Origin of the sequence: Cupriavidus numazuensis (assembly GCF_905397435.1) — a bacterium.
Lineage (GTDB): Bacteria > Pseudomonadota > Gammaproteobacteria > Burkholderiales > Burkholderiaceae > Cupriavidus > Cupriavidus numazuensis.
Map to the genome: position 1 here is coordinate 131,221 of NZ_CAJPVI010000012.1, position 22,119 is coordinate 153,339.

A 22,119-nucleotide genomic window follows, 5' to 3' on the forward strand; every position below is an offset into this window, starting at 1 on the left:
CGTATTCCGTTCCGTTCTTCAGGCCAGGCCCAGCGCCTGGCGCTGGTGGCGGACCAGTTGCGCGATGCCGTCCTCGGCCAGGCGCGTCATGGCGTCCAGGTCGGCGCGGCTGAAGGGCGCGCCTTCGGCCGTGCCCTGTACTTCGACAAAGCCGCCGCTGCCGGTCATGACCACGTTCATGTCGGTATCGCAGTTGCTGTCTTCGGCATAGTCGAGATCCAGCACCGGCACGCCGTCGACCATGCCGACCGAGACGGCGGCGACGAAATCGCGGATCGGGCTGGCGGTGATCAGGCCGTCGCGCAGCATGGTCGAGATGGCATCGTGCGCGGCCACGAACGCGCCGGTGATGGCGGCGGTACGGGTGCCGCCGTCGGCCTGCAGCACGTCGCAGTCCAGATGCAGCGTGTATTCGCCCAGCGCGGCGAGATCGAACACCGAGCGCATGGCGCGGCCGATCAGGCGCTGGATTTCCTGGGTGCGGCCGGTTTGCTTGCCGCGTGCGGCTTCGCGGTCCGAGCGCGTATGCGTGGCGCGGGGCAGCATGCCGTATTCGGCCGTGACCCAGCCTTCGCCGCTGCCTTTCTTGTGCGGCGGCACCTTGGCCAGTACGCTGGCGGTGCACAGCACCTTGGTGTCGCCAAAGGCGCACAGCACGGAGCCCTCGGCGTGGCGGGTGTAGTGACGGGTCAGGCTGATAGAACGCAGCGCATCGGCTGCGCGTCCGCTGGGTCGCATGGGAATGGTTCGCTCGAATCGGGTAGAGACCGCGATTCTAACGCCGGCAGGCCTCTCGTGCCCGCCGTCCCGGGGTTTGCGCTCAGCGCATCAGATTGCTGGTCTTGTCGATGGCCGCGCGGATCTCGGCGATCGAGCGTTCGATTTCTTCTTCGGAGAGCAGGTCGGTTTCCGTGCCGGGCCGTTCCAGGATGGAGGTCGTGAAGGCGTTCAGCGGCAGCGTATCGGTCATGACGGATTCGTCACCCGTTACGCTCGCGTCCAGCTCCCACATCATGGCGATGCCAGTGGTGTTGTCGGCGCCTTCGCCGGCTTTTTCCAGGGCACGCGAAATCAGTTCGGGCACGGCCTGGACGACCGACAGCCGCGTGAGCCTGTCCACGATCTCCGGTTCATCGAGCGGTCCCCACAAGCCGTCGGAGCCCAGCAGCGCGACATCGCCCGGTTCGAGTCGCAGGGGTCCGCCGATGTCGATCAGCGGCAGGTTCGGCGAGCCCAGGCAGTTGTAGAGCTTGTTGCGCTCCGGGTGGTTGGCCACCTCCATCGGCAGCACGCGCTCCTGCTGCAGTAGGTTTTCGATCTTCGAGTGATCGCGCGTGCGCGTCAGCAGCCGGCCTTTGCGAACCAGGTAATAGCGGGAATCGCCGGCATGGGCCCAGTGGATGTGGCCTTGCTGCACCAGGCAGCAAACGACCGTGGTCCGGGGCACGTCGGATAGCCGGTGGGCCTCCGCGTAACGGTGGATCTCGCGGTGCGCCAGCATGATGGTGTCCTGCAGGAAATCCGCCGGGTTGCGGATGGTCGGACGGGCCTGGGTCTGGAACTGCCGCGCCAGTGTCTGCAGCGCTTGTTGCGCGGCGACTTCGCCGAGCGCGTGGCCGCCGAGGCCATCGGCCAGCACCATCAGCAGGGCGTCGCGCGTGAAGCAGTAGCCCATGCGGTCCTGATTGATGCGGCGGCCGCCTTTCCTGCTTTCCTGATAGACGGAGAATCGCATGTTGGCTGTCTGGCTGTTCGGATGGGTTTGGGACGGAAGTGCGGGAAGGACGTGAAGTGAGGTGACTCAATCGCCGCTTGTCTTGGCGGGCTGTCGCGTGGGTGGCGCCACCGTATCGTCGCGTCGGCGCAGCAAAGTCAGGAAACGGCTCGACGGGCCGGTACGCTCGGGCCGCTCCAGCGGGGCTGTCGGCGCTGCCTGAGCGGCTTGTTCGCCGAGCGCATTGGTCTGCTCGCGCAGCTCCTTCTGCAGACGGAACACGCTCTGCGGCCGCTCGGAGGGGACCAGCCGCAGGCACCATTCGACCAGGTCGACCAGGCCATTGGTGTAACTGCTGCGCAGGCGCGCGACGGCATCGCCCATGCGGTCGTCCTTCTCGCGCTGGTTGGCTTCCTGCGGCGGCATGCCGGCCATGCAGGCGTAGAGCGTCGCGCCCAGACTGTAGACGTCGGTCCACGGACCAAGCTCATTGTGCTTGCCGTAGAGTTCGGGTGCGGCAAAACCGGGCGTGTACATCGGCTGGAAGCGCTTCGCCTCCATGGTGAGCGTCTGCCGCGCGGCGCCGAAATCGAGCAGGATCGGCGATTCGTCCTCGCGCAGGTAGATGTTGCCGGGCTTGATATCCAGGTGCAGCAGCTTGTGGATATGGACTTCGCGCAGGCCGCTCATCAGGTCATGGAAGACCTTGCGGATGAAATGCTCGCGCAGCACCTTGGCGCGGCCTTGCTGGCGCGCGGCCAGGATATGCTCCTGCAGCGTCTTGCCCATCTCATAGTTCATGACCATGTAGACGGTGGAATTCTCGCGGAAGAAATTCACCACGCGCACCACGCTCGGGTGCGAGATGCGGGCCAGCGAACGGCCTTCTTCGAAGAAGTATTTCAGGCCCAGGCGGAACGACGCCGCGTTTTCTTCGGGCACCAGCGGGATCAGTTCGCCGGGGCTGCGCCGCGCCAGCGACGAGGGCAGGTATTCCTTGATGGCGACGGGGGCGCCGGTCTCGTCGGTGGCCAGGTAGACGAAACTGAACCCCCCGCTGGCCAACTTCTTTACAATACGATAGTTGGACAACAGCGTGCCGACGGGCAGCGGTGCACTCTTGGGTTGTGTAGCGCCCTTGGACTCTGTCATAGGAATCGGACCGGATTTGCCTCGGGATTGTCACGGCTAATCGGTCACTTGTAAAGAACACAATAGCGGGCATTGTTGCCCCTTTTCGGCGGATACAAGACGCCTTTGCGGCGGGCCAGCCTACCCCCGGCCCGCGCCATTTCGCGAGAACATTCAATGATCCACAGCATGACAGGTTATGGCCTGGCTACCCGCCAGGCGCCGCTGACAAACGCGCAGGGTGAGCCCAGCGGCAGAACGGCTTCCGTTTCGGTGGAATTCCGGACTGTCAATTCGCGTTTCCTCGACCTGTTGTTCCGTGCCCCCGAAGAATGCCGCGCGTTCGAACCGGCGCTGCGCGAGATGCTGATGGCCGAGCTGTCGCGTGGCAAGCTGGAATGCCGCATCAACCTGCAGCGCACCGACACCGGCGGCGCCACGCTCGCGCTCAATGAGGGCCTCCTTGGGCAGATCCGCGCGCTCGAATCGACGGTCGCGAACACCTTTCCGACCGCCGGCACGCTGCGCATGGGCGAGATCCTGCGCTGGCCTGGCGTGCTGGTCGAACCCGAACTGTCGCAGGATTCGCTGCGCGAAGCCGTGATGGGTGCCGCGCGCGAAGCGCTGGACCAGCTGCGCGAGGCACGCCGCCGCGAAGGCGATGCGCTCAAGGCCACGCTGATGGAGCGCATCGACACCATGCTCGGCATCGTCGAGCGGCTCACGCCGACTATCCCGCAGCTGATCGCGCATCATCAGGAAAAGCTGACGGAGCGCCTGCAGGAAGCATTCAACCTGGCAGCGCCGACCGGCATGCCGTCGATGAGCCGCGACGAGATCGCCGAGCGCATTCGCCAGGAAGCCACGGTCTACGGCATCCGCATAGACATTGCTGAAGAGCTGTCGCGCCTGCAGGCACACCTGAACGAGACCCGGCATATCCTGAAGAAGGGCGGCCAGGTCGGCAAGCGGCTCGACTTCATGATGCAGGAGCTCAACCGCGAGGCCAACACGCTCGGTTCCAAGGCCGCCGCCAAGGAGCTGGCCGACGCTTCGATGGAGCTGAAGCTGCTGATCGAGCAGATGCGCGAGCAGATCCAGAACCTCGAGTAACGCCCCGTTCAACGCATCCGTTTCACCCGGCGCTACGGCGCCTGAAGAACCAAAGAATTCACATGAGCGATACGCCTCACACCGCCATCGATACCGTCTACCCCGGCAACCTGTTTATGGTGGTGGCACCTTCCGGAGCCGGCAAGTCGACGCTGGTCAACGCGCTGCTCGCGCAGGACCCGGCGATCCGCCTGTCGATCTCCCACACCACGCGTGCGCCGCGCCCCGGCGAACAGGACGGGCGCGAATACCACTTCTGTACCGTGGATTCCTTCCGCGCTGCGCGCGACCGCGGCGAGTTCCTCGAGTGGGCCGAGGTCCACGGCAATTACTACGCGACGTCGCGCGTGTGGATCGAGGAGCAGATGGCGCAGGGCAACGACGTGCTGCTCGAGATCGACTGGCAGGGCGCGCAACAGGTGCACCAGCGGTTCTCGAACGCCGTCGAGATTTTTATCCTGCCGCCGTCGCTGACTGCGCTGGAAGAACGCCTGAAGAAGCGCGGGCAGGACGAGCCCAACGTGATCGTGCGGCGCCTGCTGGCCGCCGGCAGCGAAATGTCGCATGCGTCCGAGTCGGACTACGTCATCATCAACGAGGTCTTCGACAACGCGCTCGAGGAACTGCGCAACGTGGTGCGTGCCACGCGCCTGCGCTTTTCGTCGCAAAAAGCGCGCCATACCGAGCTCTTCATCGAGCTTGGCATTCACTGAGCGCCGGTGCGCGCGGGGCCCTGCCGGGCGATTCGCGCGCGGTGCTGTAAAATAGCAACCCAACAGGTTTTGTCCCAAGGTGGATTTGATATGGCGCGTATTACCGTCGAAGATTGTCTGAAACACATCCCGAACCGCTTTGAGCTCGCCCTGGCAGCCACGTATCGTGCGCGCCAGCTGGTGCAGGGCCACACCCCGAAGGTGGAAGCGAAGGACAAGCCCACTGTGGTTGCCCTGCGCGAAATCGCCTCGGGCCAGGTCGGCATCGAGATGCTCAAGAAGGTCCCGACCTGATTCCCCGGGCGGCCCGTGGTTCATCCTTGCATCGTGTGCATACACATCCCGCAACCGGATTCCAGGGGCCGTCCCCATGCCTTCGTCACAGCCATCCTCGTCAACCGACTCCCCCGGCGCACCAGCGCGCGGCGAGACGGGCAGCGATGCCGGAGCGGCGTCCGCGCGTAAGCGCTCTCCTTCCGGCCAGGCATCCGTGAACGCGCGCACCGGCGCTCCCAATCTCCCTGATCCGCTCGGCAACGATGTTGTCGGGGAGCGTGCCGTCGTGCCGCCCATTGCGCAGGGCAAGGCACGCATGGCGGCATCGGCCATGCACGACGAGCTGACGGCCGTGGAGGAGGCGCCGGCGGCACTGGCAGCCGACAGCCTGTTCATCGATGCTGTGCTGGCGCAGTCATACCGGCATTTCTTCGGGCCGACGTCACAGCCCGCGGTGCCGCCGCGCCAGCAGGTCATTTCCATCACGCGGCTGATGGAGAAGCTGGCCTACCTGAAGGTGCCCGACCAGGCCCGCGTGCGCGAGGCTTTCCAGTTTTCCGACGAGGCCCACCTGGGCCAGTACCGCCAGAGCGGCGAACCGTACATCACCCATCCGGTGGCGGTGGCCGAGCTGTGCGCCGACTGGCGGCTCGATGTGCAATCCATCATGGCGGCGCTGCTGCATGATGTGATGGAAGACCAGGGCATCACCAAGAGCGAGCTGGCCGAGAAATTCGGTCCCAAGGTCGCCGAACTGGTCGATGGCCTGACCAAGCTGGACAAGCTCGAATTCCAGAGCCGCGAGCAGGCGCAGGCGGAGAGCTTCCGCAAGATGCTGCTCGCGATGGCGCGCGACGTGCGCGTGATCCTGGTGAAGCTGGCCGACCGTACGCACAATATGCGCACGCTCGACTTCGTGCCGCCGGAGAAGCGCCGCCGCATCGCGCTGGAGACCATGGAGATCTATGCGCCGATCGCGCACAGGCTGGGTCTCAATACGATTTACCGCGAGCTGCAGGAACTGTCGTTCAAGGTCGGCTCGCCGTTCCGCTACGCGACGCTCGAGAAGGCGGTGAAGGCCGCGCGAGGCAACCGCCGCGAGGTGGTCAAGCGCATCCTTGAAGCCGCGCAGAAAGCGCTGGCGGATGCTGGCATCGTCGCCGAACTCTCCGGCCGCGAGAAGACGCTCTACAGCATCTACCGCAAGATGCACGACAAGCAGTTGTCGTTCTCGCAGGTGCTCGACGTGTATGGTTTCCGCGTGGTCGTGGAAACGCAGATGCACTGCTACATGGCGATGGGCGCGCTGCACAGCCTGTACAAGCCGATGCCCGGCAAGTTCAAGGACTACATCGCGATCCCGAAGATCAACGGCTACCAGTCGCTGCATACGACGCTGGTTGGTCCGTTCGGCACGCCGGTCGAGTTCCAGATCCGCACGCGCGAGATGCACCAGATTGCCGAGGCCGGCGTGGCCGCGCACTGGATGTACAAGACGCAGGCGGACCACGCCAACGATATCCAGCAGCAGGCGCACCAGTGGCTGCAGTCGCTGCTCGATATCCAGAGCCAGACCGGCGATTCGCAGGAATTCCTCGAACACGTCAAGATCGACCTGTTCCCGGACGCGGTCTACGTGTTCACGCCCAAGGGCCATATCCGCGCGCTGCCGCGAGGCGCCACGGCGCTGGATTTTGCGTACGCGGTGCACAGTGACCTGGGCAACCAGTGCGTCGCGGTGAAGATCAACAACGAGCTGCTGCCGCTGCGCACGGAGCTCAAGAGCGGCGACATCGTCGAAGTGGTGACGGCGCCGTACTCGAAGCCGAACCCGTCGTGGCTGTCGTTCGTGCGCACCGGCAAGGCGCGCGCGGCGATTCGCCACTACCTGAAGACCACCAAGCTCGACGAGGCGATCCAGCTTGGCGAGCGCCTGCTGGAGCAGTCGGCGCGCCAGCTCGGCATCGAGCTGAAGGCCGTGCCGCAGACCGTGTGGGATCGCATGATCCAGTGGACGGGCAACAAGCACCGCGAAGACATCTTCGCCGACCTGGCGCTGGGCCGGCGTGTGCCGGCCGTGGTGGCCAAGCGCATGGAGATCCTGCTGCAGGAGCTGTCAGGCGATGTCGACAGCGCGCTGCTGGCCGCCGTGCAGACTTTCTCGGGCGAAGAAGCGCCGGCGGTGCCGATCACGGGCGACGAGGGCATGTCGATCCTGTTCCCGGCGTGCTGCCGTCCGATCCCCGGCGATCCGATTGTCGGCTACCTGGGCAAGGGCGAAGGCCTGCAGATCCACGTGCAGGACTGCAAGGTGGCCAAGCGCCTGCACAGCAAGGATCCGGAGCACTGGATCGACGTCATGTGGGCGAAGAAGACCGCGCGCGCATTCGACGTGTCGATCAAGGTGATGGTGCGCAACGTCAAGGGCATCGTGGCCCGCGTGGCCGCGGATCTGACCTCGGCGGATGCCAACGTGGCACACGTGTCGATGGAGCAGCAGGACGCCGGCCACCAGGAGGCGACCTACATGCAATTCATCATCCAGGTACAGAACCGCCTGCACCTGGCTAACGTGATGCGTGCCCTGCGGCGGAACCCGGACGTAATCCGCATCTTCCGCGACCGCAACGACGGCTGAGCGCCGCCATTGCGCAATCAGCCCGCCTTGCGCGGCGGGTAGGTGACATCCAGGATATCGATCTGTTCGACGCCGACCGGCGTGCGCAGTGCCACGGTATCGCCTTCACGCGCCTTGATCAGCGCCTTGGCGATTGGCGAGATCCAGCTCACGTGGTTCGTGTCGAGATCCACTTCATCCATGCCGACGATCGTGATGGTCGTTTCCTCGCCGGACTGGTTGGCGTAAGTGACGGTCGCGCCGAAGAAGATCTGGTCGTTGTCGCCCTGCAGCGACGGGTCGACCACTTCGGCCTTGTCCAGGCGTCGCGTCAGGAAGCGGATGCGGCGGTCGATCTCGCGCAGGCGCTTCTTGCCGTAAAGATAGTCGCCGTTCTCGGAACGGTCGCCATTGGAGGCGGCCCACGACACGATCTGCACGACATCGGGACGATCGACGTCGATCAGGTGCATCAGTTCATTGCGCAGGCGGTGGTAGCCGTCGGCGGTGATGTAGTTCTTGGTGCCCGCTGGCAGCGGTGCGGCGCCTTCGGGAAGATCGTCTTCGTCGTCATCAGACGACTCTTTGACAAATGCCTTGTTCATGGTCGGGATCACATCTTCGGTCAGCCATTATAGAAAACCGCGCGCGCAGGCCGCGTATGCGAGAAAAAACGAAAAAATGTGCCGCAGGGGGTTCACAAAAATCAAAACTCAGATATAATCTCATTTCTCGAGTGCGGCTGTAGCTCAGTTGGATAGAGTACTTGGCTACGAACCAAGGGGTCGTGGGTTCGAATCCTGCCAGCCGCGCCACCTATGCAGAAAGAAAAGGGCTTCCGGAAACGGAAGCCCTTTTTCCATTTCGGCGTTCCCATCGGTTTCTCTTCATTATCGCGCGCTTGCGGTCTGCCTTGCTTGCCGCGCATCTCGCGCCACATTCATTCCCATCGATGCAGCCCACGCGCTAGCCTTGCGCGCGAAGGGGCTCGTCTTGCGATCTGTCGCGTGTGCGCATAGGCTCGAACAGCAGGGCATAGCATCGAGAAAGGAGATCGGCATGGCCCAGACCGAATGGCGTGTGGAGGCGTATCGCGACATGGATGTGTACGTGCTCGTGACGCAGCAGCATGAAAGCGATGATGGTGTGGTCAGCATGGGGCCATCATCGACGTACTGGGGATATGAGGTTCGCGTCAGCCAGGAGGGCGCGGACCCTGCGGATGCCGGCGATACGGAGTTGCTCGTCAGCGGCACGCAGCATTTCGCGACGCGTCATGCGGCGGAAGTTGCCGCATTCAGTGCGGGCTATGCGCTTGTCGATCGGATCATCGGTTCCGCCAGGTAACGCATTGCCGGTAGTGTCGGCGTCGCTTGTGCGCAATCCATGCGCACCGTCCTGCGCTTCTTTTTATTATTCCGATGTCGGCAATGGCTTATATCATGCTGTGATCTACCTTGATCGGCGGCTATTGACGCAGATCATTTTTGTCTCGGGGGTGCACTCCTACTCTGGATGTGGAGGCGGGCGATGTCCGGTCCGCCACGCAGTAAAGGAGTACACGCCATGCCGGAATTTGAAGGTTACAAGATCGTCTATGAGGTGATCGCCTTGCCGAAAGGCAAGTGGTCGATCCTGGTGGAGATCATCCACAGGCAGGATGGCGGCGTACTGGCACCGCGGCACAATCCGTTTCCCAACCATCCGTTCGACACGAAGCTCGAAGCGCTTGACCAGGTGAACCAGTACATCGAAACCGTGCTTGCCGAAGCAGGAACTGAAGCGAAGCAGCGGCGCGTCGCATGATGCGTTGATGGTTGCGATGGCGCTTGCGTGCGCCTTGGATGAGAAATTCGCGAGTTGGCAAGAAAATACTTGCCAACTGCACGCGAACCCTGCATAATCTCATTCTTCAGACGCGGGGTGGAGCAGTTGGCAGCTCGTCGGGCTCATAACCCGAAGGTCGCAGGTTCAAGTCCTGCCCCCGCAACCACCACCTTCAGGTGGTTGGTTCCTCAGGCCGATCGGCCAAATTTCCCAAAGCAATTCACGCAGATTTCGTCCTCGCATGCATAGCGCGGACTGATGTCATTCGCCTTGTCACGTGCGCACGGAACGAGCGAATCTGCTTATCTCTTATTTCAATGGAATCAGCCTCGCCGCCTGTACGAAGGTGTCGCGCACGAGCGGCTGGCCTTCCCGATCGGCGGCTTCGGCGCGCTCGCGCAGCCGGCTTGCGAGCACGCTCAGCGTGCCGCTGTCTCCGCCGCTGCGTGAGGTGGCTTCACGCACGACTTCATCGAGCTCATTACTGACGTCGGCCCCGTCGAATGCGCTGACCGACAGCGCCGAAATACGTTCGAGGTAGAGATTGACCAGCGCTTCGTCATGTTTCGGTTCGGGCATGTCCGCTCCTTGTCTACGACGGGAACACAACAGTCATTGTAGTGAAGGGGCGAGCCCCTTCCAGTCCGCATGATGCCGAGGCCCGAAGGCCAACGTTCAGTCGTCCTGTCTGCGCTGCATGTACTCGAGCGGCGTGGGCTGGACGCGTCGGCGCGCCGGACGCAGAGCCCGGCCGGGCCAGAGCACATAGTTCGTATGCGGGTCCAGCGGCTTGCCGAAGTACGACACCCAGACCTGAACCCCGTGCTCGGTCTCGGAAATCACTGCGGCAACCGCGCGTGCTGCGGCAGAAGGGGATTTGAGCAACTCGGCCAGGGCTTCAACGCCTTGGACGACATGGTGTTTGACACCGGTAAACCATGCGTACTGACGCATGGCGGACAACAAACGCTTGGTCATGGACGCGACTCTTTGTGTGGAAAGCGAATGAGACTGCAGCTCGCTCGCTTTGTTCAGTGCATCTTTTGATGCGCTCGCAAAAGGCGCGGAAATTCCTGATACGCAACACCGCCGCCAACTTCGTGCGGAGTGCGTCACGTCCCGGCCTGGCGGTCTCGGAACAGCGGGCAGAGTATCATCTGCCGCGCGAAGTGGAGAGAGTGATATCCCTGAGAAGAACGTGCGCTGGCCGACCAGGTGGCTTTCCCTGCGCGCCGTCCCATCCTCCATGGAAATTGACAAGCCGCAGGGCGTGAACTAGCTTCTGTTGCAGATGCTGCACAAATGGCGATGGCCGGCCCCCCGGCATGGAGGCATTGTGGCGACAACGGAAGAATCCGGCGATCGGCGTGACAACGGCAAGTCCGTGCGCCGCAAAGTCCCGCGCGGCGCGCACGCGGAAATCGGCAATGTGGACCGCGACCCGGTCGAGTTGCTGAAGATCAGCAGCGAAGGCCGGGTGCGGCGACTGGTGCCGCTGCGCTACGGGCGCATGATCGAATCGCCGTTCGCGTTCTACCGCGGCAGTGCCATCGTGCAGGCGCACGATCTGGCGGGTACGCCGAACTCGGGCCTGCACATGCAGATTTGCGGCGATTGCCACCTTGCCAACTTCGGCGGCTTTGCCACGCCCGAGCGGGCCTTGCTGTTCGACCTGAACGATTTCGACGAAACCAGCCGCGGGCCGTGGGAGTGGGATCTCAAGCGCCTGGCCGCTAGCTTCGTCGTGGCGGCCAGGCATCTGCGCCACAAGCAGGGGGTTGCCGATGACCTCGTCTACCAGCTCGTGCGCAGCTACCAGGCACGCATGCAGGGCTATGGCGAGATGGGCATCCTCGACACCTGGTACGACCACATCACCTTCGATCGCCTGCTCGAGGAAGAGACCTCACCGAATATTCAGCGCCGTATCCGGCGCGGCATGGAGCGCGCGGCGGATCGCACCAGCGAGGCGCTGCTGCCCAAGCTGGCGGAGCTCGTGGGCGACAAATGGACCATCCTCGACGCGCCGCCGGCCGTCTTCCACGTGCGCGGCGCCCATACGCTATTCGATGTGGACGATGACTGGATGACCGCCAAGGACATTCAGGCCGCCGCGGAGAAGGTCTACAAGGAATATCTCGGCACCCTGGCCCCTGACCGCCAGCGTTTGCTCAGTCATTTCACGCTCCATGACCGGGCCTTCAAGGTGGTGGGCGTCGGCAGCGTCGGCACGCGGTGCATGATCCAGCTGATGATCGACAGCCATGGCAAACCGATGTTCCTGCAGATCAAGGAAGCGACGCGCTCCGTCGTGGCGCGCTATTTCAAGGGCCCTGCGGTGTCGCACGATGGCCGACGCGTCGTGGAAGGCCAGCGCCTGATGCAGGCTGCGAGCGATCTCTTCCTTGGGTGGACCAAAGGGCCCTTTGGCCGCGACTTCTATGTGCGCCAGCTGCGCGACATGAAGTTGTCACCGCAGATCGAGCTGATGGATGTCGAGGCGCTCGGCAGATACGGCGCGCTCTGTGGCTGGGTGTTGGCCCGCGCGCACGCCAAGGCTGGCGGCCTGGCCGCGGAAATCAGCGGCTATCTGGGCACCAGCGACCGCATGGCCGAAGTGATGGTAGGCTACTCCAACAGCTATGCCGATCAGGTCGAGAAGGATTACGAGCGCTTTGTGGCCGCCTGCCGTTCCGGTCGGCTCGAAGCGCGCACCGATGCGGACATGGCTGCGGATTTCCGCGTGTGACGCGGATGAGTCGTGTGATCAGAAGTGGATTGCCGGGAGCGCTTGCCGATGACCGAAGACATCCTGATGCAACTCATGGTCGAGGTGGAGAAGGAAGACCCCATCGACTACGCTAACCTGCCGTTCGACGATGCCGCGCTGCGCCAGCTCGCGTGCCGGCTGATTGCCGAGCGCTCGAACGAGCTTGAGGCGTCCGGCATGCCGGCCGAGGCGCAGTTGGCGGCGATGTGGGCGTCCACTGCGAAGCTGGTGCTGGAAAACCTGGTGCTCAACGCCAGGCTGCTGACCCTGCAGGGCATGCCCGACGATGCGCGCGCGCTGATCGAGCGCATTTCGCGCCAGTCGCGCGGCTAGCACGCCGCCCGCTCGCAAAGGGTGGCTATGTGGCGCCGCCGTATCACGGTGCGGCAGGCCTGCCATTTCGCTTAAAATACGCGTTTTGGCCCCGGCCGGCGGCGTGACTACGCACGCGCGCGGCTCGCGGCTGCCTTGGAGAAATTCGGGTGATCAAGTGGATAATCGTCGCCGGGTATCTCGGCGCCATCCTGTATGTGCATTTCCGCGGCAAGGCCCGCCTGCGCATCTGGCGCCAGCTGCTCGACCATTCGGCGCTCGTTGCGCCGGTCAACTGCTTCATGTATGCGTTTTCAGGCGTGCCGCGCACGCCTTATATTCCGGTCGAACGCTTCCCCGATCTGGAACGGATCCGTGCCGCCTGGCCGGAGATCCGTGACGAGGGCCTGGCCCTGGCCGCGATGCGCAAGATCAAGGCCGCCGAGAAGAACGACGACGCCGGCTTCAACTCGTTCTTCAAGAACGGCTGGAAGCGCTTCTACCTGAAGTGGTACGAAGCCCAGCATCCGTCCGCCGAAGTGCTGTGCCCCAAGACGGTATCGCTGCTGCGTGACATCCCCAGCGTGAAGGCCGCGATGTTCGCGGAACTGCCGCCGGGCGGCAAGCTCAACCCGCACCGCGACCCGTTCGCCGGTTCGCTGCGCTATCACCTGGGCCTGGCCACGCCGAACGACGACCGCTGCTTCATCGAGGTCGACGGCGAGCGCCATAGCTGGCGCGACGGGCAGGGCGTGGTGTTCGACGAGACCTACCTGCACTGGGCCGAGAACAAGAGCGATGCCAACCGCCTGATCCTGTTCTGCGATATCGAGCGCCCGATGCGTTTTGGCTGGGCCAGCAAGATCAACCACTGGCTGGGCCGCAAGGTCATGACCGCGGCAAGCTCGCCCAACGACGAGAACGACCAGACCGGCATGATCAACAAGCTGTTCCGTTTCGTCTGGCTGGCCGGGCAGTATCGGCGCCGCTACAAGGCGTGGAACCGCAAGCTTTACTACGTGACGAAGTTCGGACTGATCATCGCGGGCATCGCGCTGATCATCTACCTGTAAGCGCCGGCAGACCGGTGCGGATACGAAAAGAGCCGGCATTTGCCGGCTCTTTTGCGATGAGGCTGCCGATCAGTCCCGCCGGCGATCCCCCAGGCCTTCGTAGTGGGCGCGCTTGGCCTCGTACATGCGGCTGTCGGCGATCTTGACCGTGTCGCTCAGGCGCTCGCCCTGGTGGCAGGTCGCATGGCCGATCGAGAAACTGAGTGCGGTTCCCGGGTAAAACTGGTTGTTCAGCTCTACGACCTTTTCGATCTGCTCCACCACCATGGCCGCGCCGCGTTCGTCGCGGCCGGGCAGCAGCACCATGAACTCGTCGCCGCCAATTCTGGCCACGCAGACCTGTTCGCCCACGGCCTTCTTGAGCACCTCGCCGGTGCGCCGCAGCAGCGCATCGCCATCGCCATGGCCGAACTGGTCGTTGACCGTCTTCAGGCCGTTCAGGTCCACGGCGACCACGCTGACCGGCCACGGGCCCTTGCGGCCCAGGCGGGCCAGTTCATCCTCGTAGAAGGCGCGGTTGTACAGCTTGGTCAGGACGTCGTGCTTGCCCAGGAACTCGACGTAGGCCTCAGCCTTCTTGCGGGCCGTGATGTCGGTGAGTGACACCAGCACCTGGTCCCAGTCCTGCTCGCATCCGGGGAACACGGACCATTGCATGAAGACGTCGACGGAACGTCCGTCCAGCGCGTAGTTGACGACCTCGCGCTGTTGCCACAGCTTCTCGTGCCACAGGTCGATGAGTTGCTCCGCAAAGTGGATGCGCATGTCATCGCGAAACACGTCGCCCAGGCGCGAGAGCAGGATTTCCTTCGATTCGGCGCCGAACATCAGCAGCGTCTGCTGGTTGACGTCGAGCACACGAATTTCCTGCATGCAACGCGAGACGAAGTCCGGATGCACGTTGAGGAAGGTACGGAAGTCCGAAATGCCGGCCGCGCGGACTTCGTCGAGCAGCATCTTCACGACGCTGAAGTCTTCCACCCACAGCGACACCGGTGAATGTTCGAACAGCCCCAGCGCGTATTGCTCGCTGCGGCGCAGGTCGCGCTCGCTCCGCACGCGCGCGGTGATGTCCTCGATCGACAGCAGCACGCGTTCCCAGGTGGCCTCATGCCCAGGCATGACGGTGGCTTCGAGCCGGATGTCGAGGCGCTCGCCTTCGAGCGTGTAGTTCACGGTCTGGCTCGCAAAGCGGTTGCCGCCATCCCAGAGCTGGCCGAGTTCCTCGACGTGCTGGTCGAACATGTCGTCGCGGAACACGGTGTCCAGATTGGCGACCAGATCCTCCAGGTCGGCCGCGCGGAACAGGTCCAGCGTGCGGCGGTTCACCGCGATCACGCGGATCAGCGACGAGCAGTGCGCGACTTCATCCGGATTGGCCCGCAGGTAGGCCCGCAAGTCCGTCACACCTTCGGCGCGCAGCCGCTCGAAATGCTCGCGCACGGCGCTGAAGTCTTCCAGCCAGAGCGAGACCGGCGCGAGTTGAAACAGGGTTTGGTAGTCGTCGTCGACGCACGACGCCGCGGTTGCACTGCGCAAGGCCATTCTCCCTTCTTCTTGTATTCCCGTTGATCGCTGGGGTGCTGCGGCGATGCGGCCAGCCCCCTGGGGACCCTCCAGGAACGGTCAGCCGCGCCAGCGGACAAGGATAGGCCAGCACAAACGAAAAAGGGAGCGGTGTTGCAAAAAGGGGAGCGGCAGGCCTGGCGCCGCGGTGACGCCGGTCAATCAGGCGGCCCGGACGTGCTCTACGCGGACAATCACCTGCCGGCTGGCAGCCTGTTCGCTCTCGGCGAGCAACTGCAGGGCGATGGCCTGGAGCAGGGAGCCCGCGGTCAGCACCGGGGCAAGCGCGCGCAATTCGTTCTGGAGGAGGGGGTGGGGGGCGTCGGGTTCGTACATGGCGCGGCCTGGTCAAGCCGGGAAGGGGATCACCAGATGGTATCGGCTTGCCCGCCGGACCGACTTGTCCTGCATCAGGATCTCGTGAAATTCCGATGCCGCCGCCTATGCCGCCAGCCGATGGACCACCGCGGCCAGGGTAGCGAGCGCGTGCTCGACCTGTGTGGAACGCGGCGTGCCGCAGTTGATGCGGATAAAGCCGTCGCAGCGCGGGGAGTTCGAGAACATAAGGCCCGGAGCGACGTAGACGCCCTCCCGCAGAGCCTGCTCGAACACGGCTTCCGACGTTACGCCGGCCGGCAGTTCGACCCACAGGTGAAAGCCGCCGCGCGGTAATGTCAGTCGCGTGCCGGCGGGGAAGGTTGCTGCGATCACCTGTGCCGTCCACTCGCGCTGCTGGCGCAGGGCTACGCGCAAGCGCCGCAGGTGGCGCTCATAGCCGCCCGCGGCCATGAATTCGGCGACCGCCGCCTGCGACAGCATTTCGTTGGGACGTGATAGCGCGAACTTCAGCATCTCCACGCGCGCATGCCATTTGCCGCCCGCGATCCAGCCCAGCCGCACGCCCGGTGCCAGGGTCTTGTGCACGGACGAGCAGTAGATCACGTTGCCAGTGCGGTCCCATGCCTTCGCGGCGGCCAGCGGCGTGTCGAAGTCGGCGGTGCCGGACAGGCAGTCGTCCTCGATCAGCGGCACGCCGTGATCCTCGCACCATTGCACGAGCCGGCTCTTGTGCGCGTCCGGCATGATCGAACCGAGCGGGTTCTGCAGGTTCGGCATGGCGACCACGGCGCGAATGTTGTCGTACGTGCGTACGGCCAGTTCCAGCGCTTCCAGCGAGAGTCCGGTCTGCGCGCTGCACGGGATCTCGAGCGCGCGCATGCCCAGGCTTTCCAGAATCTGCAGCAGCCCGTAGTAGGTCGGCGACTCCACGGCAATCACATCGCCGGGGCTGGCGACGGCACGCAGCGCGAGTTGCAGGGCCTCGGTACAGCCGTGCGTGATCAGCACTTCATCGGGCGACAGCGTGAAGCGGTGCCGCAGCGCCAGCCGTGCCAGCGCGGCGCGCAAGGCCGGGTGGCCGCCTGGGGCGGCGGCTTCGCCGAAGAGCGTGGGGTCGCGCCGCAGGATGCGTCCGGCTGCTTGCTGGAGTGCGGCAAGCGGATAGAGCGCGGGCGCGCCACGGGCGCCGCCGAGGCTGAAGGTCGACGGATCCTGCTGGCTGCGGGCGAGTACGGACGATATCCGCTGGTGCATGCCGATGTACTGCGCCGGATCGGGCAGCGTGGGCGCCGGTTCGGTGATCGGCGCCAGGCGCAGCGGCGTGGCCGTCCGCACAAAATAGCCAGAGCGCGGGCGGGCTTCGAGCAGGCCGTCGCTCTCGAGCAGCCGGCACGCCTGCAGCGCGGTCGACAGGCTCACGTCATGGGTGGTCATCAGCGCACGCACGGACGGCATGCGGTGCCCCGGCGCCAGCGTGCCGGCGCGGATGGCGTGGCGGTACTGGTCGGCGAGTTGCTGGTAGAGCGGGGCGGAGTCCATGCGGCATGATCGCCCGGCGGGCGGGCGCGTGAACAGATACAGACGGCAGGCATCTGCATCGTAACAGACGGAAAAAACCTGCACTGTTCTGGTCCGCGGCCGGGACTGTTGTGGCTGTGTGAGCGAAGGGGGCGCCGATACGCTGGAACCTGTCTGAACCCTGCCCAGGAGCCGCTCATGCCCGCCTCGACCTCCCACCCGAATTCCCCGCTTGGCTACACGCTCGGCCCGGGGCAAGCCCTGCGCCGCCATGCTGCGCGCGGCACCGTCCTCCATGTGGCCCAAGGTCGGGTTGAGGTCACATTGCCGCCGCAGTGGGCCGCTGTCGGGGCCTTCGCGCTGAGCCACTCGCTGACTGCTGGCGGCGTGATCGTCGTCAGCGAGAGCGGATGGATCATTGTTTCCGCATCGGGTGCCGCAGAGGTGATGTGGCATGCACCCGAGCCGGGCATGTGGCAGCGCCTGTGGAACCGACTGCTCGCACGACTACAGCGCCGCCAATGGCAGGCCACCACCAGCCCCGTCGAAGCGGAAACCCGATAGAATGGCGCACCGGCCGGCTTTGCCCGGCCGGTGCCCTTTTCTGGCCCTCTCCTGATGCCACGTGGCACGGGTGACGCGGTCGTTCCGGCCACCACTGTGGTCGCATCCTCGCAGGTTTCCATGCTTCGCCTTTCCGAACTCAAGCTCTCCCTCGAACACACCGAAGACGATCTCGATCGTGCCGTGCGCAGCGCGCTGGCCCAGATCGGCGTGAAGGGCGACGGGCTTGTGCAATACACCGTGTTCCGCCGCGCGCACGACGCGCGCAAGCGCTCCGACATCAAGCTCACCTACATCATCGACATCGAGGTGAAGGACGAGCCCGCCGCTATCCGCCGCATGGCGGGCAAGCCGAACTGGAGCGTTACGCCCGACATGGCGTACCACTTCGTCGCGCAGGCGCCGCAGGGCGGCAACACGCCGCGGCCGGTCGTGATCGGCATGGGGCCGTGTGGCCTGCTGGCCGGGCTGCTGCTCGCGCAGATGGGCTTCCGCCCGATCATCCTCGAGCGCGGCAAGGAAGTGCGCGAGCGCACCAAGGACACCTTCGGCCTGTGGCGCAAGAGCGTGCTGAACCCCGAGTCGAACGTGCAGTTCGGCGAAGGCGGCGCGGGCACGTTCTCGGACGGCAAGCTGTACAGCCAGATCAAGGACCCGAAGCACTACGGCCGCAAGGTGCTCGACGAGTTCGTGCGCGCCGGCGCGCCGGAAGACATCCTGTTCAAGGCGCGTCCGCACATCGGCACGTTCCGACTGGTCAGCATGGTCGAGAAGATGCGCGCGGAGATCCGCGAGCTTGGCGGCGAAGTCCGCTTCGAAACCCGCGTCGATGATTTCGACATCGAACAGGGCAAGCTGCGTGGCCTGAAGCTGTCCACCGGCGATTACCTGCCGGCCGAGCACGTCATCCTCGCCGTGGGACACAGCGCGCGCGATACGTTCTATGCGTTGCACGACCGCGGCGTGTTCATGGAAGCCAAGCCGTTCTCGCTGGGCTTCCGTATCGAGCATCCGCAGGGCCTGATCAACCGCAGCCGCTTCGGCAAGTTCGCCGGCAACAAGCTGCTCGGTGCGGCCGACTACAAGGTGGTGCATCACTGCAGCAACGGCCGTGCGGTCTACAGCTTCTGCATGTGCCCCGGCGGCACCGTGGTGGCGGCGGCTTCGGAGCCGGGCCGCGTGGTGACCAACGGCATGAGCCAGTACAAGCGCGCGGAGCGCAATGCGAACGCGGGCATCGTGGTGGGCATTACGCCGGACGATTATCCCGGCGGTCCGCTGGCCGGCATCGAGTTCCAGCGCAAGTGGGAAGAGCGCGCGTTTGAACTGGGCGGTCGCAACTACAGCGCACCGGGCCAGCTCGTCGGCGACTTCATCGCGCGCCGTCCGTCGACCTCGCTCGGTTCGGTCGAGCCGTCGTACAAGCCGGGCGTGACGCCGACCGACCTGAGCACCTCGCTGCCCGACTATGTCATCGAAGCGATCCGTGAGGCGCTGCCGGAACTCGACAAGAAGATCGCCGGCTTTGCGATGCACGACGCGGTGCTGACCGGCGTGGAGACGCGCACGTCGTCGCCGCTGCGCATCGAGCGCAAGGCTGACTACCAGAGCGTGAACGTCGAAGGCCTGTATCCCGCAGGCGAGGGTGCTGGCTATGCAGGCGGCATCTACTCCGCCGCGATCGACGGCATCGAAGTGGCCGAGGCCGTAGCCCTGGCCATCGTCAACGGCCGTTGATCAGCCAGTCGGCCGAGCCCCGGCCTGCGGTGCGGCCGCTGGCGAAACACGCCGTGAGCAGGTAGCCGCCGGTCGGCGCTTCCCAGTCCAGCATCTCGCCGGCGCAGAACACGCCGGGCAGCGCATTGAGCATCAGGTGCGCGTTCATCGCTTCAAAGCGAACGCCGCCTGCGCTGCTGATGACTTCATCGATCGGCCGTGCACGCAGCAGGCGCAATGGCAGCGCTTTGATCGCTGCCGCCAGCGCCGCCGCATCATGCATGGCTTCCTTCGACAGGCATTCGCGCAGCAGCCCGGCCTTCACGCCCGTGATGCCTAGCCGGCTCTGCAAATGGCTCGACAGCGAGCGCGAGCCACGCGGATGCGATACCTCTGTCAGCACGCGCTGCGCATCGTGGTCCGGCAGCAGATCCAGGTGGACAACTGCTTCGCCGTCTCGCTCGATCAAGTCACGGATCGGCGCGGACAGCGCATAGACCAGGCTGCCTTCGATGCCGCCGGCGCTGATCACGAATTCGCCCTGCCGGTAGTGCGCGTTGCCATTTACGTCGGTCACGGCGAGCGCAACGGGCTTCACCGGATGGCCGGCATGGCGCTCGGAGAACATCGCGCTCCACGCTACATCGAAGCCGCAGTTCGCCGGCCGCAGCGCGGCGATATCGACGCCATGCTGCGCGAGCAGCGGCACCCACGCACCATCCGATCCGAGCCGCGCCCAGCTTGCGCCGCCGAGCGCCAGGATCACGGCGTTCGCCTGCACGGGCTGTTCGCCTTGCGGCGTGGCAAAGCGCAGCGCGCGCGATGCATCGTCCGTCCAGCCGAGCCAGCGGTGCCGCATATGGAACTCCACGCCGCTGTCGCGCAGACGATGGAGCCACGCGCGCAGCATCGGCGCGGCCTTCATGTCGGTCGGAAACACACGGCCCGAACTGCCAACGAAGGTTTCGATGCCAAGCCCGTGCACCCACTCGCGCAGCGTCTGTGCGCCGAAATCCGCGAGCATCGGCGCGATGACATCCGCGCGTTCGCCATAGCGCCCGGTGAATGCTGGTTCGGGTTCGGCGTGCGTGAGGTTCATGCCGCTCTTGCCGGCCATCAGGAACTTGCGGCCCACCGACGGCATGGCGTCGAACACATGCACGCGCACGCCGCGGGAGGCCAGCACCTCGGCCGCCATCAGGCCCGCGGGGCCGCCGCCGATCACGGCGGCTTCTACCGGCAAGGTGCTGGTCGTGGTGGTCGGGATATCGGTGGGCGGCATGGCAATAGAAAGGAGGGCGCACTACGCCGCGGATTATAGAGCGTGCGCGAGCGCTAAAATGGTGCTTTGTCTCTGCCTTGCCGCCATGTCGTCCTCCGCCAGCCATCAAGACGCCGTCATTGCCGCCACGCGCCACTGGCTCGCGCGCGCGGTAATCGGGCTCAATCTCTGTCCCTTTGCCAAGAGCGTGTATGTGAAGGAACAGGTCCGCTACGTGGTCAGCAATGCGACGGAAGCGCCTGACGTGCTGGACGACCTGGAACGCGAACTGAAGCTGCTGGCCGAGACCGACGCGGCGCAGGTCGATACCACGCTGCTGATCGTGCCCGATGCGCTGGGCGATTTCATCGACTACAACGACTTCCTCTATTTCGCCGAACGCCTGCTGAAGAGCCTGCGCCTGGAAGGCACGCTGCAGATCGCGAGCTTCCATCCGCAGTACCAGTTCGAAGACACGGAGCCGGACGATATCGAGAACTACACCAACCGCGCGCCATATCCGATCCTGCATCTGCTGCGCGAGGACAGCATCGCGCGCGCGGCCGACGCATTCCCCGACGCGGCCGATATCTACGAGCGCAATATGGAAACCGTGCGCCGCCTTGGCCATGAAGGCTGGCGGCGCTGGATGGATGGCGACGACGACGCGGCAGCGCCGCGCAAGACTGACGAGTAACGCCGCGGTCTACGCAGGGGCAGTGAAGAACCGCTCGCGCATCTCTTCGAGGCCGAGCGTGCCCAGCACATTTTCGAGCCGCTCGGCAGGGCGGCGGCGCGGCAGGTCTTTGAACTGGGCGATGATCAGCTCGTTCTTCATCGAGTGTTCCCACCCGACCAGTTCGGTCACGCTGACCTGGTAGCCGTGCGCTTCGAGCTGCAGGCAGCGCAGCACATTGGTCACCTGGCTGCCGAATTCGCGCGTATGCAGCGGGTGGCGCCAGATCTCGGTCAGCGGATTGCCGGCGAGCAGGCGGCCCTTGTTCTTGCGCAGCACGCTCGCGACCTCGGCTTGGCAGCACGGCACCAGCACGATATGCCGCGCACGCTTGGCCAGCGCGAAGCGGATCGCATCGTCGGTCGCCGTGTTGCAGGCGTGCAGCGCGGTGACCACGTCGACGGTCTCGGGCAGTGCCGCCGAGGTGATGGAGTCCGCCACTGACAGGTTCAGGAAGGACATGCCCGGAAAGCCGAGGCGCGCTGCAAGCGCCTGCGAGCTTTGCACCAGTTCCTCGCGCGTTTCGATGCCGAAGATGTGCGACTGGTCGTGCAAGCTCTTGAAGAACAGGTCGTACAGGATGAAGCCGAGGTACGACTTGCCGGCGCCGTGGTCGACCAGCGTGACGGCGTCGCGCTCGGCCTTGACCTCCTGCAACAGCGGTTCGATGAACTGGAACAGGTGGTAGACCTGCTTGAGCTTGCGCCGGCTGTCCTGGTTCATCTTGCCGTCGCGCGTCAGGATATGGAGTTCCTTGAGCAGTTCGATCGACTGGCCGGGGCGGATTTCGTGGGTATTTGGCATGACTGCGGGGAATGCGGGAGGCGGCAGACGCCTCGAAGACCGACAGTTTACCGAAAACGCCGGCACAGT

General features: G+C 64.7%; 23 protein-coding genes and 2 tRNA genes. 14 read left to right on the top strand and 11 right to left on the bottom strand.

What is annotated here, in order from left to right:
- Positions 1-18 precede the first annotated feature (18 nt).
- From rph to KHO41_RS12020, 3 genes are all read right to left on the bottom strand, one after another.
- On the bottom strand, positions 19-738 hold the full coding sequence (gene rph, locus KHO41_RS12010; protein ID WP_211953502.1) for a ribonuclease PH: 720 nt from the start codon (positions 736-738) through the stop codon (positions 19-21).
- Positions 739-820: 82 nt separating this feature from the next.
- A complete protein-coding gene (locus KHO41_RS12015; RefSeq protein ID WP_211953503.1) occupies positions 821-1,735 on the bottom strand; it encodes a PP2C family protein-serine/threonine phosphatase in 915 nt (304 codons plus the stop codon).
- Between the two features lie 66 nt (positions 1,736-1,801).
- Positions 1,802-2,866: a serine/threonine protein kinase gene (locus KHO41_RS12020; RefSeq protein WP_211953504.1), complete on the bottom strand. Its 1,065-nt coding sequence runs from the start codon at positions 2,864-2,866 to the stop codon at positions 1,802-1,804.
- Positions 2,867-3,022: 156 nt separating this feature from the next.
- Between KHO41_RS12020 and KHO41_RS12025 the strand changes: the two genes are divergently transcribed.
- The 4 genes from KHO41_RS12025 to KHO41_RS12040 all read left to right on the top strand — a co-directional run bounded on the left by KHO41_RS12025 (position 3,023) and on the right by KHO41_RS12040 (position 7,585).
- Positions 3,023-3,958: a YicC/YloC family endoribonuclease gene (locus KHO41_RS12025; protein WP_211953505.1), complete on the top strand. Its 936-nt coding sequence runs from the start codon at positions 3,023-3,025 to the stop codon at positions 3,956-3,958.
- A gap of 62 nt (positions 3,959-4,020) precedes the next feature.
- On the top strand, positions 4,021-4,671 hold the full coding sequence (gene gmk / locus KHO41_RS12030; protein ID WP_211953506.1) for a guanylate kinase: 651 nt from the start codon (positions 4,021-4,023) through the stop codon (positions 4,669-4,671).
- Between the two features lie 90 nt (positions 4,672-4,761).
- Positions 4,762-4,965: a DNA-directed RNA polymerase subunit omega gene (rpoZ, locus tag KHO41_RS12035; protein ID WP_006578656.1), complete on the top strand. Its 204-nt coding sequence runs from the start codon at positions 4,762-4,764 to the stop codon at positions 4,963-4,965.
- Positions 4,966-5,161: 196 nt separating this feature from the next.
- A complete protein-coding gene (locus tag KHO41_RS12040) occupies positions 5,162-7,585 on the top strand; it encodes a RelA/SpoT family protein (protein WP_211953507.1) in 2,424 nt (807 codons plus the stop codon).
- A 17-nt stretch (positions 7,586-7,602) separates the two neighbouring features.
- Here KHO41_RS12040 and greB read toward each other — a convergent pair whose 3' ends face one another.
- Complete coding sequence (gene greB, locus KHO41_RS12045) at positions 7,603-8,169, bottom strand: transcription elongation factor GreB (RefSeq protein ID WP_211953508.1); 567 nt, start codon at positions 8,167-8,169, stop codon at positions 7,603-7,605.
- Between the two features lie 133 nt (positions 8,170-8,302).
- Here greB and KHO41_RS12050 point away from each other — a divergent pair.
- The 4 genes from KHO41_RS12050 (at position 8,303) to KHO41_RS12065 (ending at position 9,557) form a co-directional block, all read left to right on the top strand.
- A tRNA-Arg gene (locus KHO41_RS12050) sits at positions 8,303-8,379 on the top strand.
- Positions 8,380-8,623: 244 nt separating this feature from the next.
- Complete coding sequence (locus KHO41_RS12055) at positions 8,624-8,911, top strand: hypothetical protein (protein WP_211953509.1); 288 nt, start codon at positions 8,624-8,626, stop codon at positions 8,909-8,911.
- A 219-nt stretch (positions 8,912-9,130) separates the two neighbouring features.
- The gene (locus KHO41_RS12060; protein WP_211953510.1) at positions 9,131-9,370 is read left to right on the top strand and encodes a hypothetical protein; all 240 of its coding nucleotides are present in this window, start codon (positions 9,131-9,133) and stop codon (positions 9,368-9,370) included.
- Between the two features lie 111 nt (positions 9,371-9,481).
- Positions 9,482-9,557 (top strand) — tRNA-Met (locus KHO41_RS12065).
- Between the two features lie 143 nt (positions 9,558-9,700).
- Here the strand turns inward: KHO41_RS12065 and KHO41_RS12070 are convergent.
- The gene (locus KHO41_RS12070; protein ID WP_211953511.1) at positions 9,701-9,970 is read right to left on the bottom strand and encodes a hypothetical protein; all 270 of its coding nucleotides are present in this window, start codon (positions 9,968-9,970) and stop codon (positions 9,701-9,703) included.
- A 96-nt stretch (positions 9,971-10,066) separates the two neighbouring features.
- Positions 10,067-10,369, bottom strand: coding sequence for a hypothetical protein (locus KHO41_RS12075; protein ID WP_211953512.1), 303 nt, complete (start codon positions 10,367-10,369; stop codon positions 10,067-10,069).
- Between the two features lie 358 nt (positions 10,370-10,727).
- On the opposite strand from KHO41_RS12075, the gene KHO41_RS12080 reads away from it, so the two are divergent.
- The 3 genes from KHO41_RS12080 to lpxO all read left to right on the top strand — a co-directional run bounded on the left by KHO41_RS12080 (position 10,728) and on the right by lpxO (position 13,546).
- Positions 10,728-12,140, top strand: coding sequence for a DUF2252 domain-containing protein (locus KHO41_RS12080; RefSeq protein WP_211953513.1), 1,413 nt, complete (start codon positions 10,728-10,730; stop codon positions 12,138-12,140).
- 48 nt (positions 12,141-12,188) lie between these two features.
- The gene (locus tag KHO41_RS12085) at positions 12,189-12,494 is read left to right on the top strand and encodes a hypothetical protein (RefSeq protein ID WP_211953514.1); all 306 of its coding nucleotides are present in this window, start codon (positions 12,189-12,191) and stop codon (positions 12,492-12,494) included.
- Between the two features lie 149 nt (positions 12,495-12,643).
- Positions 12,644-13,546 (top strand): lipid A hydroxylase LpxO, encoded by a 903-nt coding sequence (gene lpxO / locus KHO41_RS12090; RefSeq protein WP_011298614.1) that lies wholly within the window; start codon positions 12,644-12,646, stop codon positions 13,544-13,546.
- Positions 13,547-13,615: 69 nt separating this feature from the next.
- Here the strand turns inward: lpxO and KHO41_RS12095 are convergent, their stop codons facing one another.
- The 3 genes from KHO41_RS12095 to KHO41_RS12105 form a co-directional block, all read right to left on the bottom strand.
- Complete coding sequence (locus KHO41_RS12095; protein ID WP_211953515.1) at positions 13,616-15,091, bottom strand: sensor domain-containing diguanylate cyclase; 1,476 nt, start codon at positions 15,089-15,091, stop codon at positions 13,616-13,618.
- A 183-nt stretch (positions 15,092-15,274) separates the two neighbouring features.
- Positions 15,275-15,448: a hypothetical protein gene (locus KHO41_RS12100; RefSeq protein WP_211953516.1), complete on the bottom strand. Its 174-nt coding sequence runs from the start codon at positions 15,446-15,448 to the stop codon at positions 15,275-15,277.
- A gap of 105 nt (positions 15,449-15,553) precedes the next feature.
- Entirely contained in the window at positions 15,554-16,990 is a 1,437-nt protein-coding gene (locus KHO41_RS12105) for an aminotransferase-like domain-containing protein (protein ID WP_211953517.1), read from the bottom strand.
- A gap of 177 nt (positions 16,991-17,167) precedes the next feature.
- On the opposite strand from KHO41_RS12105, the gene KHO41_RS12110 reads away from it, so the two are divergent.
- Together KHO41_RS12110 and KHO41_RS12115 are read left to right on the top strand one after the other, a co-directional pair.
- Positions 17,168-17,533: a hypothetical protein gene (locus tag KHO41_RS12110; RefSeq protein ID WP_211953518.1), complete on the top strand. Its 366-nt coding sequence runs from the start codon at positions 17,168-17,170 to the stop codon at positions 17,531-17,533.
- Between the two features lie 120 nt (positions 17,534-17,653).
- The gene (locus KHO41_RS12115) at positions 17,654-19,270 is read left to right on the top strand and encodes an NAD(P)/FAD-dependent oxidoreductase (RefSeq protein WP_211953519.1); all 1,617 of its coding nucleotides are present in this window, start codon (positions 17,654-17,656) and stop codon (positions 19,268-19,270) included.
- On the opposite strand, the gene KHO41_RS12120 is transcribed toward KHO41_RS12115, so the two are convergent.
- Positions 19,257-20,531, bottom strand: coding sequence for a TIGR03862 family flavoprotein (locus KHO41_RS12120; protein ID WP_211953520.1), 1,275 nt, complete (start codon positions 20,529-20,531; stop codon positions 19,257-19,259). The genes KHO41_RS12115 and KHO41_RS12120 overlap by 14 nt on opposite strands.
- 85 nt (positions 20,532-20,616) lie before the next feature.
- Between KHO41_RS12120 and KHO41_RS12125 the strand changes: the two genes are divergently transcribed.
- Positions 20,617-21,207, top strand: a complete 591-nt coding sequence (locus KHO41_RS12125) for a DUF1415 domain-containing protein (RefSeq protein WP_211953521.1) — start codon at positions 20,617-20,619, stop codon at positions 21,205-21,207.
- Between the two features lie 9 nt (positions 21,208-21,216).
- Here the strand turns inward: KHO41_RS12125 and KHO41_RS12130 are convergent, their stop codons facing one another.
- Positions 21,217-22,050 carry a class I SAM-dependent methyltransferase gene (locus tag KHO41_RS12130; RefSeq protein ID WP_211953522.1) on the bottom strand — a complete coding sequence of 278 codons (834 nt, stop codon included), beginning with the start codon at positions 22,048-22,050 and terminating at the stop codon, positions 21,217-21,219.
- Positions 22,051-22,119 lie beyond the last annotated feature (69 nt).

Coding starts and splice junctions, on each gene's coding strand:
- KHO41_RS12015 (WP_211953503.1), bottom strand. CDS start 1,735: ATGCGATTCTCCGTCTATCAGGAAAGCAGGAAAGGCGGCCGCCGCATC.
- KHO41_RS12115 (WP_211953519.1), top strand. CDS start 17,654: ATGCTTCGCCTTTCCGAACTCAAGCTCTCCCTCGAACACACCGAAGAC.
- KHO41_RS12100 (WP_211953516.1), bottom strand. CDS start 15,448: ATGTACGAACCCGACGCCCCCCACCCCCTCCTCCAGAACGAATTGCGC.
- KHO41_RS12020 (WP_211953504.1), bottom strand. CDS start 2,866: ATGACAGAGTCCAAGGGCGCTACACAACCCAAGAGTGCACCGCTGCCC.
- KHO41_RS12055 (WP_211953509.1), top strand. CDS start 8,624: ATGGCCCAGACCGAATGGCGTGTGGAGGCGTATCGCGACATGGATGTG.
- KHO41_RS12085 (WP_211953514.1), top strand. CDS start 12,189: ATGACCGAAGACATCCTGATGCAACTCATGGTCGAGGTGGAGAAGGAA.
- KHO41_RS12075 (WP_211953512.1), bottom strand. CDS start 10,369: ATGACCAAGCGTTTGTTGTCCGCCATGCGTCAGTACGCATGGTTTACC.
- KHO41_RS12130 (WP_211953522.1), bottom strand. CDS start 22,050: ATGCCAAATACCCACGAAATCCGCCCCGGCCAGTCGATCGAACTGCTC.
- gmk (WP_211953506.1), top strand. CDS start 4,021: ATGAGCGATACGCCTCACACCGCCATCGATACCGTCTACCCCGGCAAC.
- KHO41_RS12070 (WP_211953511.1), bottom strand. CDS start 9,970: ATGCCCGAACCGAAACATGACGAAGCGCTGGTCAATCTCTACCTCGAA.
- KHO41_RS12060 (WP_211953510.1), top strand. CDS start 9,131: ATGCCGGAATTTGAAGGTTACAAGATCGTCTATGAGGTGATCGCCTTG.
- rpoZ (WP_006578656.1), top strand. CDS start 4,762: ATGGCGCGTATTACCGTCGAAGATTGTCTGAAACACATCCCGAACCGC.
- KHO41_RS12095 (WP_211953515.1), bottom strand. CDS start 15,091: ATGGCCTTGCGCAGTGCAACCGCGGCGTCGTGCGTCGACGACGACTAC.
- KHO41_RS12105 (WP_211953517.1), bottom strand. CDS start 16,990: ATGGACTCCGCCCCGCTCTACCAGCAACTCGCCGACCAGTACCGCCAC.
- rph (WP_211953502.1), bottom strand. CDS start 738: ATGCGACCCAGCGGACGCGCAGCCGATGCGCTGCGTTCTATCAGCCTG.
- KHO41_RS12025 (WP_211953505.1), top strand. CDS start 3,023: ATGATCCACAGCATGACAGGTTATGGCCTGGCTACCCGCCAGGCGCCG.
- KHO41_RS12110 (WP_211953518.1), top strand. CDS start 17,168: ATGCCCGCCTCGACCTCCCACCCGAATTCCCCGCTTGGCTACACGCTC.
- KHO41_RS12125 (WP_211953521.1), top strand. CDS start 20,617: ATGTCGTCCTCCGCCAGCCATCAAGACGCCGTCATTGCCGCCACGCGC.
- KHO41_RS12120 (WP_211953520.1), bottom strand. CDS start 20,531: ATGCCGCCCACCGATATCCCGACCACCACGACCAGCACCTTGCCGGTA.
- greB (WP_211953508.1), bottom strand. CDS start 8,169: ATGAACAAGGCATTTGTCAAAGAGTCGTCTGATGACGACGAAGACGAT.